15 protein-coding genes and 1 pseudogene are annotated in these 16,702 nt (G+C 56.8%); all 16 read right to left on the reverse strand.

All coding sequences use genetic code 11. From position 1 onward, the window contains the following. A pseudogene (locus C1Y41_RS18650) lies at positions 1-862 on the reverse strand (hypothetical protein); the annotation flags it as partial. After that, entirely contained in the window at positions 862-1,479 is a 618-nt protein-coding gene (locus tag C1Y41_RS18655; RefSeq protein ID WP_104086066.1) for a hypothetical protein, read from the reverse strand. The gene C1Y41_RS18655 and the pseudogene C1Y41_RS18650, both read right to left, overlap by 1 nt. Then, a complete protein-coding gene (locus C1Y41_RS18660) occupies positions 1,466-1,921 on the reverse strand; it encodes a lysis protein (protein ID WP_104086067.1) in 456 nt (151 codons plus the stop codon). The genes C1Y41_RS18655 and C1Y41_RS18660 overlap by 14 nt, the downstream gene beginning before the upstream one ends. Further along, a complete protein-coding gene (locus tag C1Y41_RS18665; protein WP_052246523.1) occupies positions 1,918-2,235 on the reverse strand; it encodes a hypothetical protein in 318 nt (105 codons plus the stop codon). The genes C1Y41_RS18660 and C1Y41_RS18665 overlap by 4 nt, the downstream gene beginning before the upstream one ends. A 120-nt stretch (positions 2,236-2,355) precedes the next feature. After that, entirely contained in the window at positions 2,356-2,952 is a 597-nt protein-coding gene (locus C1Y41_RS18670; protein ID WP_104086068.1) for a tail fiber assembly protein, read from the reverse strand. Continuing rightward, a complete protein-coding gene (locus tag C1Y41_RS20305) occupies positions 2,952-6,332 on the reverse strand; it encodes a phage tail protein (protein ID WP_233207464.1) in 3,381 nt (1,126 codons plus the stop codon). Before C1Y41_RS20305 ends, C1Y41_RS18670 begins: the two co-directional genes overlap by 1 nt. A 5-nt stretch (positions 6,333-6,337) precedes the next feature. Beyond that, positions 6,338-6,781 carry a phage tail protein gene (locus tag C1Y41_RS18680; RefSeq protein ID WP_104086069.1) on the reverse strand — a complete coding sequence of 148 codons (444 nt, stop codon included), beginning with the start codon at positions 6,779-6,781 and terminating at the stop codon, positions 6,338-6,340. A 61-nt stretch (positions 6,782-6,842) separates the two neighbouring features. Beyond that, entirely contained in the window at positions 6,843-7,934 is a 1,092-nt protein-coding gene (locus tag C1Y41_RS18685) for a phage tail protein (protein ID WP_104086070.1), read from the reverse strand. A gap of 9 nt (positions 7,935-7,943) precedes the next feature. Continuing rightward, positions 7,944-9,377, reverse strand: coding sequence for a baseplate protein (locus C1Y41_RS18690; protein WP_104086071.1), 1,434 nt, complete (start codon positions 9,375-9,377; stop codon positions 7,944-7,946). A 12-nt stretch (positions 9,378-9,389) separates the two neighbouring features. Beyond that, positions 9,390-9,749, reverse strand: a complete 360-nt coding sequence (locus tag C1Y41_RS18695) for a hypothetical protein (RefSeq protein ID WP_104086072.1) — start codon at positions 9,747-9,749, stop codon at positions 9,390-9,392. 3 nt (positions 9,750-9,752) lie between these two features. Then, on the reverse strand, positions 9,753-12,806 hold the full coding sequence (locus C1Y41_RS18700) for a hypothetical protein (protein ID WP_158249876.1): 3,054 nt from the start codon (positions 12,804-12,806) through the stop codon (positions 9,753-9,755). A 675-nt stretch (positions 12,807-13,481) separates the two neighbouring features. Continuing rightward, positions 13,482-14,300: a hypothetical protein gene (locus C1Y41_RS18705; RefSeq protein WP_104086074.1), complete on the reverse strand. Its 819-nt coding sequence runs from the start codon at positions 14,298-14,300 to the stop codon at positions 13,482-13,484. Between the two features lie 11 nt (positions 14,301-14,311). After that, positions 14,312-15,031 carry a phage tail protein gene (locus C1Y41_RS18710; RefSeq protein ID WP_104086075.1) on the reverse strand — a complete coding sequence of 240 codons (720 nt, stop codon included), beginning with the start codon at positions 15,029-15,031 and terminating at the stop codon, positions 14,312-14,314. A 9-nt stretch (positions 15,032-15,040) separates the two neighbouring features. Continuing rightward, positions 15,041-15,592, reverse strand: a complete 552-nt coding sequence (locus C1Y41_RS18715; RefSeq protein ID WP_104086076.1) for a hypothetical protein — start codon at positions 15,590-15,592, stop codon at positions 15,041-15,043. A gap of 2 nt (positions 15,593-15,594) precedes the next feature. After that, positions 15,595-16,086, reverse strand: a complete 492-nt coding sequence (locus C1Y41_RS18720; protein WP_104086077.1) for a baseplate protein — start codon at positions 16,084-16,086, stop codon at positions 15,595-15,597. A gap of 10 nt (positions 16,087-16,096) precedes the next feature. Continuing rightward, positions 16,097-16,687 carry a hypothetical protein gene (locus C1Y41_RS18725; RefSeq protein WP_104086078.1) on the reverse strand — a complete coding sequence of 197 codons (591 nt, stop codon included), beginning with the start codon at positions 16,685-16,687 and terminating at the stop codon, positions 16,097-16,099. Positions 16,688-16,702 lie beyond the last annotated feature (15 nt).

A 16,702-nucleotide genomic window follows, 5' to 3' on the forward strand; every position in this document is an offset into this window, starting at 1 on the left:
TGTTTTCCGGCTCGCTGGCTTTTGCCTGCTGCAGCGCGGCCAGCTGCCCGGTAAGGTCGGCATTCAGCTGTTTCTGGCTGGCGAGTTTGCCGCGCAGCGTCTGCTCATTGCCCTGCATCTGCTGCGCGCGTGCGGTCTGAGTGTCCACCTGCTCCAGCAGCGCTGACTGCTGCTCTGCCAGCTGATCGGTCTCAGCCTGCGTGGTTTCCACTTCCGCGCGCAGCTTCGCCTGTGCGTCCTTCTGCTTCGTAAATTTGCCGCTGTTCTTCTCGATCAGGTTGGAAAGCGCCTGCGTCACCTGCTGCAGCGACACGTCACGCCCGCCAATCGGCGCAACGATGTGCGTCACGTCGCGCTTGTTGGTCAGGAACTGGAAGGCTACCAGCGTGTCCTGGTTACGGATCTTGCCGTTGTCCGCGGTCGGTGAGTGGAACACCAGCGACACGGTTTGCCCGTCGGATAACGGGATAAGCGCGCTCAGAACCGGAATGCTGGCCACGCGGCGCACTTTGCCGATCACCGCGCCGCCCACGGTTTTCTGCCCGGTCGTGTCTGCGCCGGCGTCGTCGGTCCCGGCGGTAATGTCGGTGCCGTTCAGGCCACGGTTCAGCGCCTTCACAAATGCGCGCATGGTCTGCGCCAGGCGCATACGCTCCGTGCTGATCGCCTCAAACATCGCGCCCGGTAACACGCTTTGTTCACCCAGGTAGGCGTGATCGATATCGTCGATAGTGGCGCTTTCCAGCATCATATCCGCGCTGCTGCCGGTCATCAGGCCGTCATACACCGCCTGCGCCAGCTCTGCGCCCTGCGTGCGGCGCTGGAAGTCCAGCACCATACGGTTTTTAAGGATCTCACTCATTACGCTGCCTCCTCCAGTTGGGCGATCTGCTCTTTAAGCTGCCGCGTCAGTGCCTGCTCCTGATTTAGCTCAGTCTGCAGGCTGTCCGCACTTTTCTGCGCGTCGTCCGCGCTGCGCGTCAGCTGCTCCACCTTTGCTTTGGTTTCCGCTATGCCTGACTTATAGGCGTCACGCTGCTGGCGCACTTCGGCCAGCAGCTGCACCGAGGATTTCACGCCGCGTTTGGGCTGCGCCGTGTCATCGCTGGTGGCAGCAGCGCGCGCCATCCTGCGCGCCAGGGCTTTCTGAAAAGCCGTTGAGCCTTTGCTGAATAGCGTGGCCAGCTGGCGCCCGAGCTCAGGGATCGTGGTGACGTGGGTAAACGGCACGTTTTTCCCGTTCAGCTTCAGGCCGGAAATGTCGCCGCTGTCGTTGACCTGCACGGTCATAACCTGCTCGTCCATGCCAGTGAGGCTGAAAGTTTTGGTCGGTACGCCGTCTTTCCTGCGTGCGGTGCCGGCGGCGGTGACTTTGGCAATCTCATAGCCGCCGGTGGCGATCGCCTTCTTCAGCTTCGCCAGGCCCTTATCGTTGAGTTCGTCAAAATTCAGCAGCACGTAACCTTTAGGATTCGACACTGAATACCCCCTGCTCTGACTTGCTCAGCTGGTACTTTCTGGAAATGGTGTCCTGCAGCGGGAAGATCCGGTAAAGCGGATTCAGGCGGCTGTTGCCGTGCGTCACGCGCACGGTAAGCAGCCATTCACCCGGTTCAAGGTAACGCGTGTCGATCAGCAGAAACTCCTCGCTCACGCCTTTGGGCGAGAGGTCGAGCGTGCGCTGCTTGCCGGAAATAACCACCGTCGGATCGTTGCTGTCGCGCAGCCAGTACTCAATTTTTGCGCCCGCCAGCTTGCCGGCGCAGGCAATGTTAAGCCGGACCGGAAACGCCAGCGCGTTATCACGCGCAACGGCGGTACCGCACCCCAGCAACTCCACCTTTTTACGGGCAAATACGCAGCGATCCGTCACCATTGCTGCAGCCATCGCAGCAATAAACAGGTTCTGATAATCAATCATTGGCCGGAGCCTCCTTTTGACCCAAGCACGCCGTTTATTGCCGCAATGAGTCGTTCTTTGAATACAGTTGAAAGTTCACGCCAGTTGTTGCTCGCCACTAATACGGCGAGATAAATCACGATTTCATCCAGTCCCTGCTGCCGCGCAAAAAAGTAGGCCGTGAGGCCGGTAATTAGCGCCAGCACCAGCTCAGTGACAAAGTTGAATACGTTCGGTTTGATCCGGTATTCGCGCACTCCCAGCAGGAAAACGCCTGTGCCACTCAGCAGGGACAGGAGAAGCGAAACCGCGAGCATTTTTTCTACATCGGTCACATACCCCCCTTTGGTACCTGGTTATCAGGTGGCGAGAGGGTAAGCAGTCTGTAATTTAGAGAGGTAAAGAAAAACAGCGCCCGGAGGCGCTGTTTTTAGGTGTGACGTGTAATTCGGCTATCAAACTGAGGGCTTGTCCGGCCAGGCTACGGCAGCTCCGGCTGATATGTCGATATTCTGCAGCAGTTCGGCGTAGGCCATCCACTCAATCAATTTCGCTTTGCTTGCGTCGCTGATCATGTTCAGCAGTAGCTGCGTCTGCCATAACTGCGTCGCGCTGTGTACCTCTGCCAGCTTATCAGCACGCAGCTTTTCAGCCGCCTCGCGTGCTGCAGATTCTGCCGCAACGCTGTCAGTTACCCAGGCGCTGCCAGACCATACATCGTGCTCTGTCGCCGGTGCCTCAAGCGTCATGGAATCATCAAGCGGGCCGACTTCGGTAACTTCCAGGACATAACGGGTACTCTTCTGATAAGCCTTCAGGCCACGAAAATCGTCAATGATTTCCCAGCCATCGCCGCTGAAGCGGGCGATCTTCAGCTCGTCCGGAAGGATGGCTGGCGGAGCCTGAATAGTGCAGAAGGCGGGCAGGCCAACGCCTTTTGTTACCTTCTCTGTTGTCGAGCCCGCAAACAGCCCGGTAGACGGGTGCGCATTATAGGCAGTCACCACGCCATCCGCTGTGGCGAGCCCGTTTTTAAACGTAACCTTCTTCATTAAGCAGCTCTCACAATGTAGTTAAATGCTATGTTTCGCGGCCTCACCCTGAAGCCCGTACCCGCACCCAGTCCTGTAGGCGTAAGCGTGATTCCTGGATAATGCGCAGACGTTGAGGCCATCGATTCTCTGGCGTCATAGTCCTGTGTGTAGTAGTTGGAATAACCTGTATTCTGGACTGTTGATTCTGGACGCGTGACAAGGGTGTAGTTACCATCGGTTCGCTTTGCCAGTCCCCAGTTTTCAACAAGTGTTGCGGCCTGCCAGCTCATAACCTGACGTCCGTTGTCCACGCCACGCCCGTTATCCGCACCACGGATAAATTCGCCGCGCAAATCAGGTAGTGTCAGGTTCGGGTAGGCTCTTGCCAGTTCTGGATAATCTGACGCACTGAATTTTGCGCCATTGCAGAGTAGCCAGCCGTAGGGGATTTCATCAGATGGCCACGGGAAAGGTATGCCAGCAGGAAGGTTCAGCGCTTCTAACGTGGGTTTATATCCTTCGTGATAAACGCGCTGATTGTCATACTGCAAAGAACCATCGTTTACTAACCGGAGAAACTTTTTGGTAGTCGCATTCCCCATATAAACATCATTCGCTGCACACCCGAAATTGAGCAATGACGTTATTCCTGGCGCTTTGACTGTTAGCTCACTGCTGAACTGAACCGGCCCTGTAAAAAGTGCGCTGCTGCGTACCACAAGACCGATATCGCTATCCGGAAGGCTGGTGTCTGTGCTGCCGATGATTGTCTGGCCACGCAAATAGTTTGGCGCGGTTCCCTGCAGGTACAGGTTCCATCGGTTCACGCCGGGGCGCGCATTCAGACGCCCGTCAAAAGCGGCAGCTGACAGAATGTTCTCGCTAGTTTTATCGTAGGCGCGGAACGAGGAAAAATTGCTGATCTTCGTGGTGCTGTTGACGGTGCCGGAGTTCGCCCAAAACTCCACCGCGTCATTCAAAGTATGCGCTGTTTTCCCATCGCCAAACGTTAACTCAGCGCCAAAGCCCAGCGCGCGCTCTGTCGCGTCTGCGCCAATATTCGCATACGCCATAGCCACCAGCTGCGTCGTGCCAGTCAGGTTGCCATTGCCGGCGAGACCGTTACCCAGCGTCAGCAGCCGGGAAGCGGACGCGCCAGCCCCCAGGCCGACAGAAAGCTGGCCTCTGGAACCAAAAGCAGCACAATACTTACTCCACGTTTTCCCGTTATCCCGGTTATCTGCTTCCAGCAGCAGGTTAGTGCCGTAGGTTCGCCAGCGATATGACGGGTTATTTGTAGTGCGATCAATGAGCGCCAGCGCAGGCGAAAAGCTGTTAACGGTGATGCCTTGGCTGCCGTCACCATTACTGCCGTTCACCACCATCGCCGCACCGGTAAGATCGCCAATGGCAGTTGAGCCTTTCGCCAGGACGGTCACCGGCCCGGTAAAGTCAGCGCCGGCCGCAACAGTCAGGCTACCGGCGACTGAAGCTCCGCCGCGAAACTTCATTGTCGAGACGTTGATATCGCCCGTGCCGTCGGCAGAGAGGCTGATCCATGTATTGGGTATCGAATTGCCCCAGGTCACGGTATCGGTGTTATCGACTGACTGGCCTAAATACCAGTGCAGCGTGTCGTCTGACTTCCGTCCGCGAAGATAATAGGCTTTATCTTTGGTTGAGGGCTTCAGCTGCAGCGCAACCTGATCAGCTGAAAAGAGGCCTGCCCCATCAGAACGCAGACCGCCGCCGCCGACTAATGAAAGTCCGCCGGACCCCTGCAGCGTGGCGGTACCGTCGCCACTGTTGAGGGCAAAGCGCGCTGTGGTCGCGCCAGAGCGCGCGCGCGCATCGAGCGCAAGCTGCCCGCCGCCGTGTGTCATGTTCGTGATAGTAATACTGCCGAGCACTCTGCCGCCCCAGGTATCGGTCGTCGTGGACGCCAGCCGCCCGAAGATGTTCATCACGTCGGTGTCATACGCCGTCGGCGTATCTTCCGGCTGATCGGTGCGCACAAACGTCATGACAGGCGTTGACGGCTCAGAGCGGATCACGCCAATACGGAACCCGGCCTGAATCTGTGAATTAACCTCCAGATTCTTTGCGAATTTCACTTTCGGTGTATTGATATCGGTCAGGCTGTTCAGGCTGGTAATGTCGTTGTTCCAGCCCGCTCTCGCAGCGCCCAGGTTCAGCAGATCGGTCAGCGTCATACTGGCCGTGTCCATCTGTTTACGCCAGCCGTTTGCATCAGCGCCACTGCTCAGGCCATGCCATGCCCAGGAGCCATTACCACCGCCCGCGGTGCGGATATACACCGTGCCGTTTTGCGCGACCAGCAGCTGCACCAGCGACGCGCCGGCATCATACAAACGGCGAACGTTGATTAGCTGGCCGCTCAGTGCCAGTGGCGCTTTACCAAGCTCAACCGGACCGTCTGTAAAGCTGCCGCTCAGCGTCCAGAAGGCGTTCTTTCCGGTTACAGTCACGTCAGCCAGCGACGTAATTTTGCTGTTTAATACAGCAGACGTTCCGCCCAGGCCAAACGCCCCTACGGCCATCAGAGCGCCGGCCGTCATATCAATCGAGGTTTCCTGGACGTTCGCCAGCGCGGCGGTACCGAGCCCAAGATGCTTGCGGGCTTCCGGAACGTTTGGCAGATCTCCCAGGTTTTCAGAGGCCTTCAGCTGCTTGTCATTGGTTACCTGGTCGAGCTCAATGTTCTGACGAAAGAGCGCCTTATCCTCGATGTCTGAACCATTGTTAGCGATGACCATGTTATTATCGATCATGCCCTTCAGGATTTTCAGCCCCTTCAGGTTAGCTGCAATCAGTTCATCATCGCTGGTGAGTATGGAGTCCAGCGTAATACCTACCTGCCGGTTGATGCGGTAGTTCGTGACGATCATCGCCTGCGTCACCTGCGTGGTGCCGGTTGGCACAAGCACGCGGCAAAGCTCCAGCTGGTTCGGTGCCAGCGCAACCGACAGATCCTGCGCAAAGACGCGCGCGGCCTTAACGGCGGAATCGCGGTTAACCTGCTCTGTCACCACGCCAACTTTGTAGTTCGCCTCCAGCACAATGCGCGTGGTCTTGCCCGCCACTACCGGCAGCGACAGATCGGCCAGGTGCTGCACCGTTACCTGGTGAGCGTTAACGTCAATAGAAGCCGAACCCTGCCCGCCGTCAGCGCCCTTTGAAGTGACAACGACGCTTAGCCCGGTACCGGCTACCGGGGAAAAACCCAGGTAGAAGCCGGGACGCACGATCCCTTTTAATTTCCGGTTAAGCGCGGAACTGGTGTAGGTCTCCAGATACTGCATATCAGCTGACAGCGGCGCGGTACCATACGGAATGCCGGACATAACGCCTACGTCGGTAATTTCGTTATCAGTCATGTGCGTTACGCCGTTTTCTGTTCAATGGTAACCAGCAGGTTATAGGCCTTGCCGCGAAATACCGTGTCCTGCTGCAGACAGAGCACGGCAAAGGCGTTGCCGTCTCCATCCACCAGCGTCAGCGTATTAAGGTCATAGGCTTTATCAGCGGCCAGCGCTGACTCGTTAAGCTGAATAGAGACAGAGATTTCCGCGCCGGAGCTGGTGAGGATCAGCGGCGTCTCAGTAAACTTGCCGGACAGGTTGGCATTGCTGAAGGTGGAGGGAATATCTGCAATGTTCCAGCCGCCGGCAGCATTACTGGTGACCAGCGCAGACTTGCCCCAGTAGGCTTTCGCCATTTGGAAGCGGTTTCCCTTGCCGATGGATGATTCAGCGCGACGGATGTAGTAGTAGTCCAGCAGCTTCGCCTTAAACAGCTTGCTGCTGACGGAGATGGTATCAGCCATAAAAAAGCCTCTCAGAGTTAAGAGGCCAGAGGGTAAGGAGTTTGTAAAATCCGCAGGTCAACTATGAGACAAATTGCTCGTAAAAAAGCATTGTAACCGTGCTGGTGCCGCTGCCGTCCGTGGGTAGCGCCAGAGTAAACTCCGGCGTCCCATCGAAGGGAAACGCCATTGTTTTACTGCTGCCGTCGTCACGCGTGACCGTAATGCCCTGATAGTCACCCTTCAGGATAGCGATGTACTCCACGCCTTCCTCCGTAAATAACCGGGCGCGGCTGTCATCGCCGGCGCTGGCAATAACAACCGGCGCCGGAGCGGCGTCCGGTTTGTTCTGGTAGTCGTTCCACCAGGCATCAGCAGGTAGCGCGTCATAGCGCTTAACGTAGCGCGCTTCTCTGACGGGCTCAGGAGACATGACATGCAGCTGCTGTGACGTCATGTGCAGCGTCTTTATTTCCGATTGTAGATCGGCGTAGGACATTTTGGCCCGGTAGTCGATACCGGCACTAATCAGCCGCACGCGCTCTGAATCAGCGGTAAGCTCAAACGAGATAAACAGTGCCACGCCGTCAAACACAATATGCAGCGGCAGCAGCGGCTCAATGATCTGGTCAAACTGGCTCAGCAGTTTGTTAACCGCCTCCGTCTGTTCCACGTAGCCATAGCGCTCGTACAATTCGTTAAGCGCCACCGAAATTTGGGCGCGAGACGTCAGAAAGAACTCGCCATATTGCTCCTGCGCGACCTCCACGCCCTCTTTTGTGGTGAAGAATGAGCCGTAAGGTGCTTTCTCCTGATCCACCGGCGCATAGAGCGGTTGCCAGGTCACGGGCAGGTTATCGAACTCGCGCCAGAACGTTGACGTGATCGGCTTATCGGTCCCCTTAAAATGCACTTCATCCAGGCGCTGCGCCAGCAGTACCGGCCTGCTGGTGTCCGTGGTTTCCGCCACGACAAAAAAGCGGCCATACTCGCTCATGCGCAGCGTCAGATCGTCTTTGTTCATCGTGAAATAGCTTTTGCGATTGGTGATGCGCTCAAGCGTCGGTTCTACCGCCTGCTCAAATACTGACTGCAGGATATTTGCGAAGCCCGACCACAGCTCTGACGTGCTTTTCTCTTTTGTGAGCCGGTCTTTTACCCAGTTTCTGATCATGGCTTGGCCTCAGAGATAATTGATGTCAAAGGTGGAATTAGCAACGTCGAGATAGATAAAGTCATTCAGCTGGACGGCGGTTTTCAGATCGTGCGTCTGCACGTCGTAGGAGATAAACAGATCAAGCTCCTCAATGACGCGCCACAGGTCTTTTACCTGCACCTGCGCAAATTGTTTGCCGGCGGCAACGTCACTCTGATAGCTGTCGCCAAAGGTAGTCGCATCGCGCCCGAATTGTGCCTCCAGCAGTTTCTGCACCTCGTCTTTCGCATCGGAGATAATGACGTTCTTCTTCGCCACGGCGCTGACGCTTACCGTAAACGGCTCCTCCTGCGTGCGCACGTAGCGGAAGGTTTTATTTAGCTCATTGGGTACAGACAGAACGGCGGTCATAAGCAGTTCTTCGAGCTCTGCCTGCGTATACCCCGGCTTGTGGCCGCAAAAGAAAATTGTGTTGATGTTGGAGAGTGATTTAACGCCGGTTGACTGCTCCTGCTCCTTTTCGCCCCAGGCGCTGATCCACGACATACCCGGCACTTTGCGATTCAGGAAGTATTTGTAATCGCCGCCCCACACAACCTGTTCATCATAGGCAACGTAGTACTGCGCCCGGTTGCGGGTCTCCTCGGTTGATTCAAAACCGCTGCCACCGGTGATCGGCGTCATAGTCACTACTTCGATTTTGCTGCTCATATCGGCAATGTTGCCCGCCGGCGTCAGCTTCTGGCCCTGCGTCAGCGTGGTGTCACCCCGGCTGCACCACACGTCCAGATCGACCTTGCTGCCCGTTTCCGGCATTTTACCAATTGCGCCATCGCCAAAGCGCACGCCCAGCTGCTCCGAAGGCTTATAGACCATCACGTAATGCTTACTGGTGCCGCGCGACAGGCGAAACAGCGGGTTATTTTCCCACAGGGTTTTGTTCTCGTTTTCCGTTACAAAAACGTCGAGTGAAACGGCCTCCTCGGTAATGTCGCGCGGCAGCATAACCGTATAAAACGCCGACTCAGCCTCAATTGTGGTGGACACGTTGACGTACTCCATCTGGCGTACGTCATTCACAGTCACGCTTTTACCTGCGGGGATATAAATCACGTCGGTTGTGACGTAGGGCAGCTGCGCCAGCGACAGAAACTCTGCGTAAATCGGTAGCTGAATGTCCTGATCCGTTTTATTGGTGATCTTCACGCTGCCCCAGGACGGCGTGATTAAGTGGCCAATGTAGTTACGATCTTCGGCTGCGGCCAGAATGCTCGATCGCTTCGTTGCAGTAGAGATAAAACCCTCAGTCAGCCCGCGTTCGGCGGTGCTCTGCGCGGCATAAATGATCTGCGCGCCAAACACGGCCATCATCTGAATGAACTGGCTGTTAGTAAACTTTCTCCACCAGCTGTTGCTCTGCAGCAGCCCGTTAAATTTGTCCTGTAATGCCTGAATGTTCACAATATTCCCCGGTTAACTTTTATTCATGGACACGGCCAGCGCGCCGTTTGATGTGACGAATGTGATTTGCCAGGTATCAACGTTCTCCGGGGCGCAGCGGATAGCGCGCAACCCCAGCGCCGGCAGATCAATACGCAGCTTGCGCAGCAGCGCCGCTTCTATGGCGACTTCGGTTAAATGGCCGGTCTCAGATCCGACAGGCTCATGTTTGTAGTCCTGCATGGTGTTACCCCAGCCAGGCAGGCCATAGACGCTGCCCTGCGGGGTTCTCAGCCACTCCTCAAGGCGGGCAAGCCACGCCTGAGAATCACCCTCTTTCAGCACGACGCCGCCCTGATCCACGCGCATCAGGCAGTCAATTTCGTTTTGCATGCGTTAGTCCCTCAGTAATTCGTTGAGCGCCGGATCGCTGATGCTCAGCGACGACGACTGGCGCGGCGCCGGCTGCGCGGTATTCACCACTTTGTCCGGTGCTTCTTCGCCTTTTTTCTTGGTGACGCCCAGCAGCGCCTCCAGCTGCGTGCGCATGGCTTTCAGCTCTTTGAGCATGTCCGAATCCTGACCGGCGCTGTCGCCCTTCATCATCGGACGCATCCCGCTGGCGCCTAAATCAGTGACGTTCGGGATTTGTGCCGGGTGACTCAGCAGCGGCTGCTGCGGTGCGGAACGTGCCAGGGATGCGCTGCCGCCTGCAAAAAATGACTGGCCGGCGCTGGCCAGCGACTCTATGCCGCTGTCCAGAAAACCGCCCGCTTTGCTGGTGAGCGGTGACACGGCCCTGAAAATCCCCGGATCGGATATGCCCGCCTGACCCAGCACGCCGCTTATCATGTCGTTACCGCTGAAGCCCCCCAGCGTCTGGCTGAAAGTGTCGCCCAGGGCAGGCATGACGGCAGAGCCAACGGCTTTCACGCCGTCCATCGCACCACCCATCATGCGATCAAAAAATCCGGCTTCTGCTGCAGACTGCGCTGGCGCGCTATCAGCCTCCATAGCCCTGTTGATGACCTGCTCTTTCGCCGCATTAACAACACTGCCAGACGTGGCAGAGTTCGGACGGACGCGGGCGCGGCCAAACGATGCGCCTGACGTAGCGACAGGACGTGAGCGGGTAGCAATCTGGCCCGGTGAAAGCGCCGCCATCTGCAAGCCAGCCGGGAGCGAATCGCCGGCAGGCAGCGAAAGCCCGCTGGTTGGACGGTTACGGGACAGCCCTTCCACGCCCAGTGATTCTGCTGCGCCCTGTAACTTGCCGTCAGCCCATTGGTTGAGGCCTTTCACGCCGCCCCAGGCGGACGACGCACCCTGTTTGATTTTGTCGGTTAAGCCCGTGGCAGGTTTGTCTTTGTCAGATTTCGCGGTGGCTGCTGCAACCTGTGAGCCGGTTGGTGCAGCAGGCGCATTTACTACGACGGCAGGTGCCGCCTGGACCGGTGCGGCAGCGGGTGCCACTGCACCAGGCGTTACTTTTACCTTGTCGCCGGCCGAATAAAGCGAATCGGCGGCAACGGGTGCCAGCCCCTGCTTTCTCCGCGCTTCGTTTACCGACTTCAGGGATTCATCACTGAATTTGCCCCCTACCCACTTGCCGTTTTCGTTGTGGCCAATGGCATTCATCATGAAGTCATTCGTCACCTGCGGGTTGCCGCCCTCTATGGTGGCGATACCGCGCATCATCTGCGTCATGACTTTGGGATCTTTGAGGTCAAGCTGCTGATTGCTTTTCACGCCCAGCTTTTTAGAGAGTGAATCGACGTAGTTCGACGTGTCATTTTCACTCTGCGGGGCATACAGCTTGATAATGTCCTCAACGGTATTGAGCTTCTTATAACCGGCAGCTTTAGAGGTACCTTCGGAATAGCTGGTGAGCTGGTTGGCCAGCGCCCTGAAACCTTCCTCCGGCGTGTTGAATTTCGCAAAGCGCGCCTCGCCTTTGGCGTTCTTCGCCTCCAGACTTGCGCCCTCCTGCCCGACAAAATTCAGGTTGCCAAAATTGTTATTGCGGAAAGATCGGGTTTTCGCGTTTGCGCCACCAATATTGAGATCCGCGCCGATGCTGTTTTTCGCCACGTCGGCATAGTCAGCCGTGCTTTTACCCTGCGCACCTACGCCATCCTCACCCCATGTTCCACCCTGCAGCTGTGAGCCCAGCCGGTTGATCGCCGTAACGGTTTTTTCGGTTCCGTCCGTGATCGCTTTCGTCTGCTCAGCGCTGGTGCCGGTGAGCTTGTCATAAGCGCTGACGGCGCTGGTGGAAAAAGAGGTGAACACGTCACCTACCTTGCTCAGCCCTGAGTCCAGTCCTTTAGCGATATCCCCGGTGTCAAACGTCAGCGCCTTAGCCGCGCCATCCATACCCAGCGCACTCGCGCCTTTCGCCAGCAACCCGGCGCCGCCTGACAGCAGCCCGCCCATGTTCAGCACGTTGGCAGCGGTGTATTCGCCTTTCTGTCTGCCACTGACAGCCTGATTCTCTTTCAGGCCAAACGCCTTTTTCTGGCCGTCGGTATCATGAAAGCCTTCGTAGGCGTCCATTCCCGCACCTATTGCGGTACCCACCAGCGGGATCGCTTTCAGCGCGGTTTCTCCGGCGACCTTCCCGGCCACTTTGAGGCCACCTTTCTCAGCGGTTTGCTCAGCGGCGGCGGCAGCGGCTTTCTCAGATACGGCAATGCCCTCTTTGGCCACAACCTTCCCGGCAGTGTCTGTCGCGGCTTTAGTCCCTTCCTTTGCGGCGGTCTCTCCTGCTGCTTTCGTACTGGCGAGCACTGTTGCGCCGGTGGCCGCTGTTGCTGCTGCAGCGCCAGCGCCGGCAACGGTTGCTGCTTTTTTGCCGCCTTTCAGGGCTTCCATTGCCTTTGTCAGCAGGCTTTTCTTTTTCGGCTCAGGCCGGGGTTTTTCCCCATGAGGTTTTTTCTTGCCATCCGGCAGCAGATCGCCTGCGGTATCAAGCGCCCCTGCAGCGGCAGTAAGCGCACCGCGCTTTCGCCCGCGGGAGCGTCGTTTACGCCTGCCGGGTATGAGCGAGTCCAGCAGCCCGCCATCTTTGCCGTCCGACGCATGCGCGAGCTTTTTAATTTCGTCGCGCACGTCGTCCAGCCCGCTGATGATACGATCGTCATTGGCGGCGAGTATTTTGGTCTGCTCCTGCGTGACCTGTACGGCCTTTGCCTGCTGCGCGCTCTTATAGCCATCAGCTGATTTTGGCTTGCCGACGGCCGGCGGCTGCTTCGCTGCTGCAGTAACTGGCGGGTGCGTCACCGGCGGTTCTATTTTCAGCGCGGCGTTGCCTTCGGTTTTTCCCTGCATGAAGTTTTTTAGCGAGACGACGTTTTTACCGACTTCGGCGGAAATGTCGTACATGCCTTTACCCATCATCCAGAGCGGCCCCCCTGCGGCGGTACCGGCAATGTCTGTCCCTGATGACATGGCATCGCTGTTTGCTTCAGTAGCAGATTTCATCATGCTGGTAAGCGATCGATAGAAGCCCTGCTGCTGCTGCTGTTCGGCGCGACGGGCATTTTTTTCCTGCTGCGCAGCCGATGCATCGCCTGATTCAGTACGCGATTTGAAGCGCCCGCTTGCGTCCCTACGCGGGTTTTCTGTTGTGATGCTTTCCTGCTTTAGTTGTGACTTATTTTGATTTCCTGAGTGCTTTTTTTGAGGTTCTTGTGTGCTTTTTTTTGCCTCTTCTGTGACTTTTACTTGTTCTTTTTTCGATTGTGTCTTTTTATCGCTTTTACTGTGCTCTTTTTTAATCACATTAGTGCTTTTTTCAGAGCGCTTATCCGCATCTTCTGAAGCGCGAGTGCGTCCGGTAACAGAGCGTCTGACTGTGAGGCCTGAACCATTGCTGTTGCTGGCTTTATCAGGTTTTGAATCTCCAGTAAGCGCTTTGCGGATAAGTGTCAGTTGCTTTAATTCAGCTTCGCTGGCGTCCTGAATGGCGTCTATTATCCGAGCCTGACTTTGAAGATTCATAGTTCAGCCCTGTATTGTGTTCTTTTAAGTTGCTCAATAAGCGTGTTGTTCATCTGGATAGCTCGCCACAATGGTAAATTGTCCACATCTCCGACAGGCTGGCGCGCGACCAGCGTCAGGTTGTCAATGATGGTTAGCCATCCACTGAGTTGAAAATTTCGGAATAAATAATCCAGAGCGAAAGGGAATAAACAGTTGAGTGGTATTCATCTGCATGTCCTCCTTTTCACATGGTGTTGGCGGAAGCAGCAGGCGTACCTGACCCTGTGTAATTTGCATGCGTAGCCCGTGACGCAGGTTTCTCTGCATCAGCTGGATATGCGCCACCAGCGGCGCAAACTCCAGATCAGGAACCATGTTTTCCATAATGTCGAATCGACGGTTTGCGGCAGCTTCAAAATCTTCCGGATCGTCATCCAGTGCGGTACAGAGTGCGAACTCAGCAATGCGCATGCGCACCAGCGCCGCCTCATATTCCGGCGTGTCGGCATCCGGCAGGCTCACGCGCATGCGCTCCAGCATCTCCTGGCCGCGCCCGGTAAGCGGCTTTAACGTCCAGTTGGTTGCCACGCCGTTGACCGGCACGCTCACGCGCTCAAATGGCTCAATGGTCAGCAGCTCGACGGTTTCCGCCAGGTCTGACAGGTCAAAGTCGTAGGTATGCACTTCTTTGCAGTGTTCGCAGGTGTAGTGAAACGCCTCAAGGTTATCTGCGCGGCTGTTAATCATGATCCACCAGAGCGCGGTGCGCCGTTCCTGCGCAGTCCAGTCGCGGCTGTCGTTTAGCGGTCCTTCCTGCAGGTGGTTGAGGTATTCAGTGACGCGGCGTTCGTCACCGATTTCATCCGGCGTGCTGTATTTGAGCGCGTCTTTCATGACCGGCTGGCGAAACTGAATTTCGGTACCGGGACGCGAGGCCAGGGGAAGCGGGGGAATATTCACGGCAGTGTCCTTCAGAATTTAATGAGGTTTGATGCGGACGATTGAACCTGGTTTGTAATTCCCCCGGTTAATCCTTTTACCAATCCGTTTAATGCGCCGCCGGCACTGGTGTACTTCACAAAAGTCACAGGGAAGGTGGCAAACTCGCCCACGGCATCGCGCGCGCGGGAGATCTCGCCAACCGTGGTAATGAAACCCTTCATTTCCTCTTCCAGTGAGGCCTGACCATCCTGCGTCACCCGGTAAATCCGGGTGTTTAACAGGTAGGCAGGAGGGAGGTTAAAGGTGCCGTCTCCGTTGGATATGCGCGCCCGCTTCTCCTTGAATTTCTGCAGCAGCTCGCCGCTCTCGTTATCGCGGAGCGTCATGGTGATGGAGCCCGCCGTAACGTGCGTGGGCTTCACGAACTCCACGCCGCCAATCAGTTTGCTTTCGGTCTCAACGTTGTTGGCGCTGTAGGTGAGATCTTTCACGTACATATCCACGCGCGAGAAGCCGTCTATTTCAATATTCCACTGCCAGCCCTGCGCGTAGCGAATGCGCATCGCCATTTCCAGAATGGCTTTGGCACTGGAGAGCTCAGGCGGCAGGCCTGCATAAGACGCGCCGCCGCCGCTCATGTTTGAGGAGGCACGCGCCAGAATGTTGGATATCAGGCTGCTGCCAGCCTGTTTGGCCGTACTGGAGGCCAGGCCTTTAATGTTCCCGGCCAGCCCGTCAAAAAAGCTCATGCTGTCTCCTTACCAGGAACTCATAGCGGGGATGATCGCCCGGTTAGCGGAGATCTGCGCTTCCAGGTCGGCTTTGCGCTGGTGCAGCGTGGCTTCATCCGGCAGAAATGAGGCATCAAACTTTCCGGCGATGTGCAGCCGGCGCAGGCGCTCGACGTTGGGAATGGCGATCAGCGCTTCAAGGTAATCTTCAATCAGCCCGGTAATGTCCGGCGGCAGCGTCACCGCGTCATAATCGCAGTCGCGGATATTGCGAAAGTAGAGCAGGGTGAGCGGCCATTTTTCGCGGCCAGTCAGCTCTAGTTCAATGGTGGATTCCCAGGGATCGGCGTATACCAGCGCGCCATTGAAATCGTTCACGTTTACCAGCGAGAGGTAATCAGACGGAAACGGGAGGCTTGCGCCCCCCGTTTTTTCAATGCGTGTGCGACCGGTTACGCCGGCCCGATCCTGATAGACGCCCAGTGCCTGGCGGAGAAGGCTTTGCAGCAGCGGCGCCTCGTCCACCAGCAGCGTCGTGAAGCGCGCTTTTACGGCTTCAAGCAGTTCGGCCGGCGTCATGATTATTCAGCCCAGTTATACACTACGCGCAGCGGCAGCTTGACGGCTGCAGTCGTGTCCTCAGAGCCAAAGTCCACGGCATCTGAGTAGATTTTGCAGTGCAGGTAGTTGCGCGTCAGGCCAGCGTCAGCGCCGCTGTTTGACTCGGCGGCGGCGGCAAAGGTGAGATCCAGATACTCTTTGTTGAGCACCATCTTGCGGACGGCTGCAAAGACGTCGCCCTTAATGGTTTCAACGCAGGTCATCTGGAACTCGCCAGAGTTTTTCAGTACGCCGTGCTGGTTAAACTTCATGCCGCCTGGCGCAACGTCCTCAACGTCCTCGCGCGCCATTTCAGGCAACTGAGTTGTGCGGATCAGAATAGACAGGTTCGGGTAGCCCTTAACGGTCATCCAGTACTCGGAGCCGATAAGTTTTTCACCGGCGGCAAGGTTCTGGTTAAAGCGCTTTTTCAGAAATGCCACGTCGGGTTTTGTGTTGGAAAAGCCGGACATAAATTGTTCCTCAGATAAACATAAATGGAATATCAGACTGGTTCTGGACGCTCTGGCCGGAGCACTGCAGCGTGACGGTGTTGTGCGTGTAATACCCCTCAGCGGTGCGGGGCGCGTCCAGCTGGTAGCTGACGCTTTTGATCACAACGTCCATGATCTTCAGGCGGCGCCCGATATCCAGAATGACGGGGAGAGGACGGCGACCGCCGGGGAGGGCGGCATTCAGTTCAGGCGAAGCCATCTGCTGCAGCGCCATGATTGCGTCCATTACTTCGATCTTCGCGTTCACGGTGGCCATCAGGTCTACCACGATGCTGAACTCTGGCGGCTGCTGGCCTTCCCAGATAAGCAGGGAGTTAAATTCCGACTTTGAGGTATTCCCGGTTGCCGCCTGCGCGCCGCTCGCCAGCTTGCCCGCTGCCGTGCTGACCGCGCCGGCCACGCCGCCAAGCGAGTCATTGGCAAAAGGGGATTCCCACATGGATTCGAGACTGGCGCTCGACCCTTCCCCGATATAGCCCACGACCATCGCCGTCTGAGACGTGATGTAGAGCTTCAGGAATGGGCTTACCCCGTCCGGCATGATTGCACCGCAGATCATCGCACTATCCTCATT

The sequence above is a fragment of the Pantoea sp. ICBG 1758 genome, from assembly GCF_002928325.1.
Taxonomy (GTDB): Bacteria; Pseudomonadota; Gammaproteobacteria; order Enterobacterales; family Enterobacteriaceae; genus Pantoea; species Pantoea eucrina.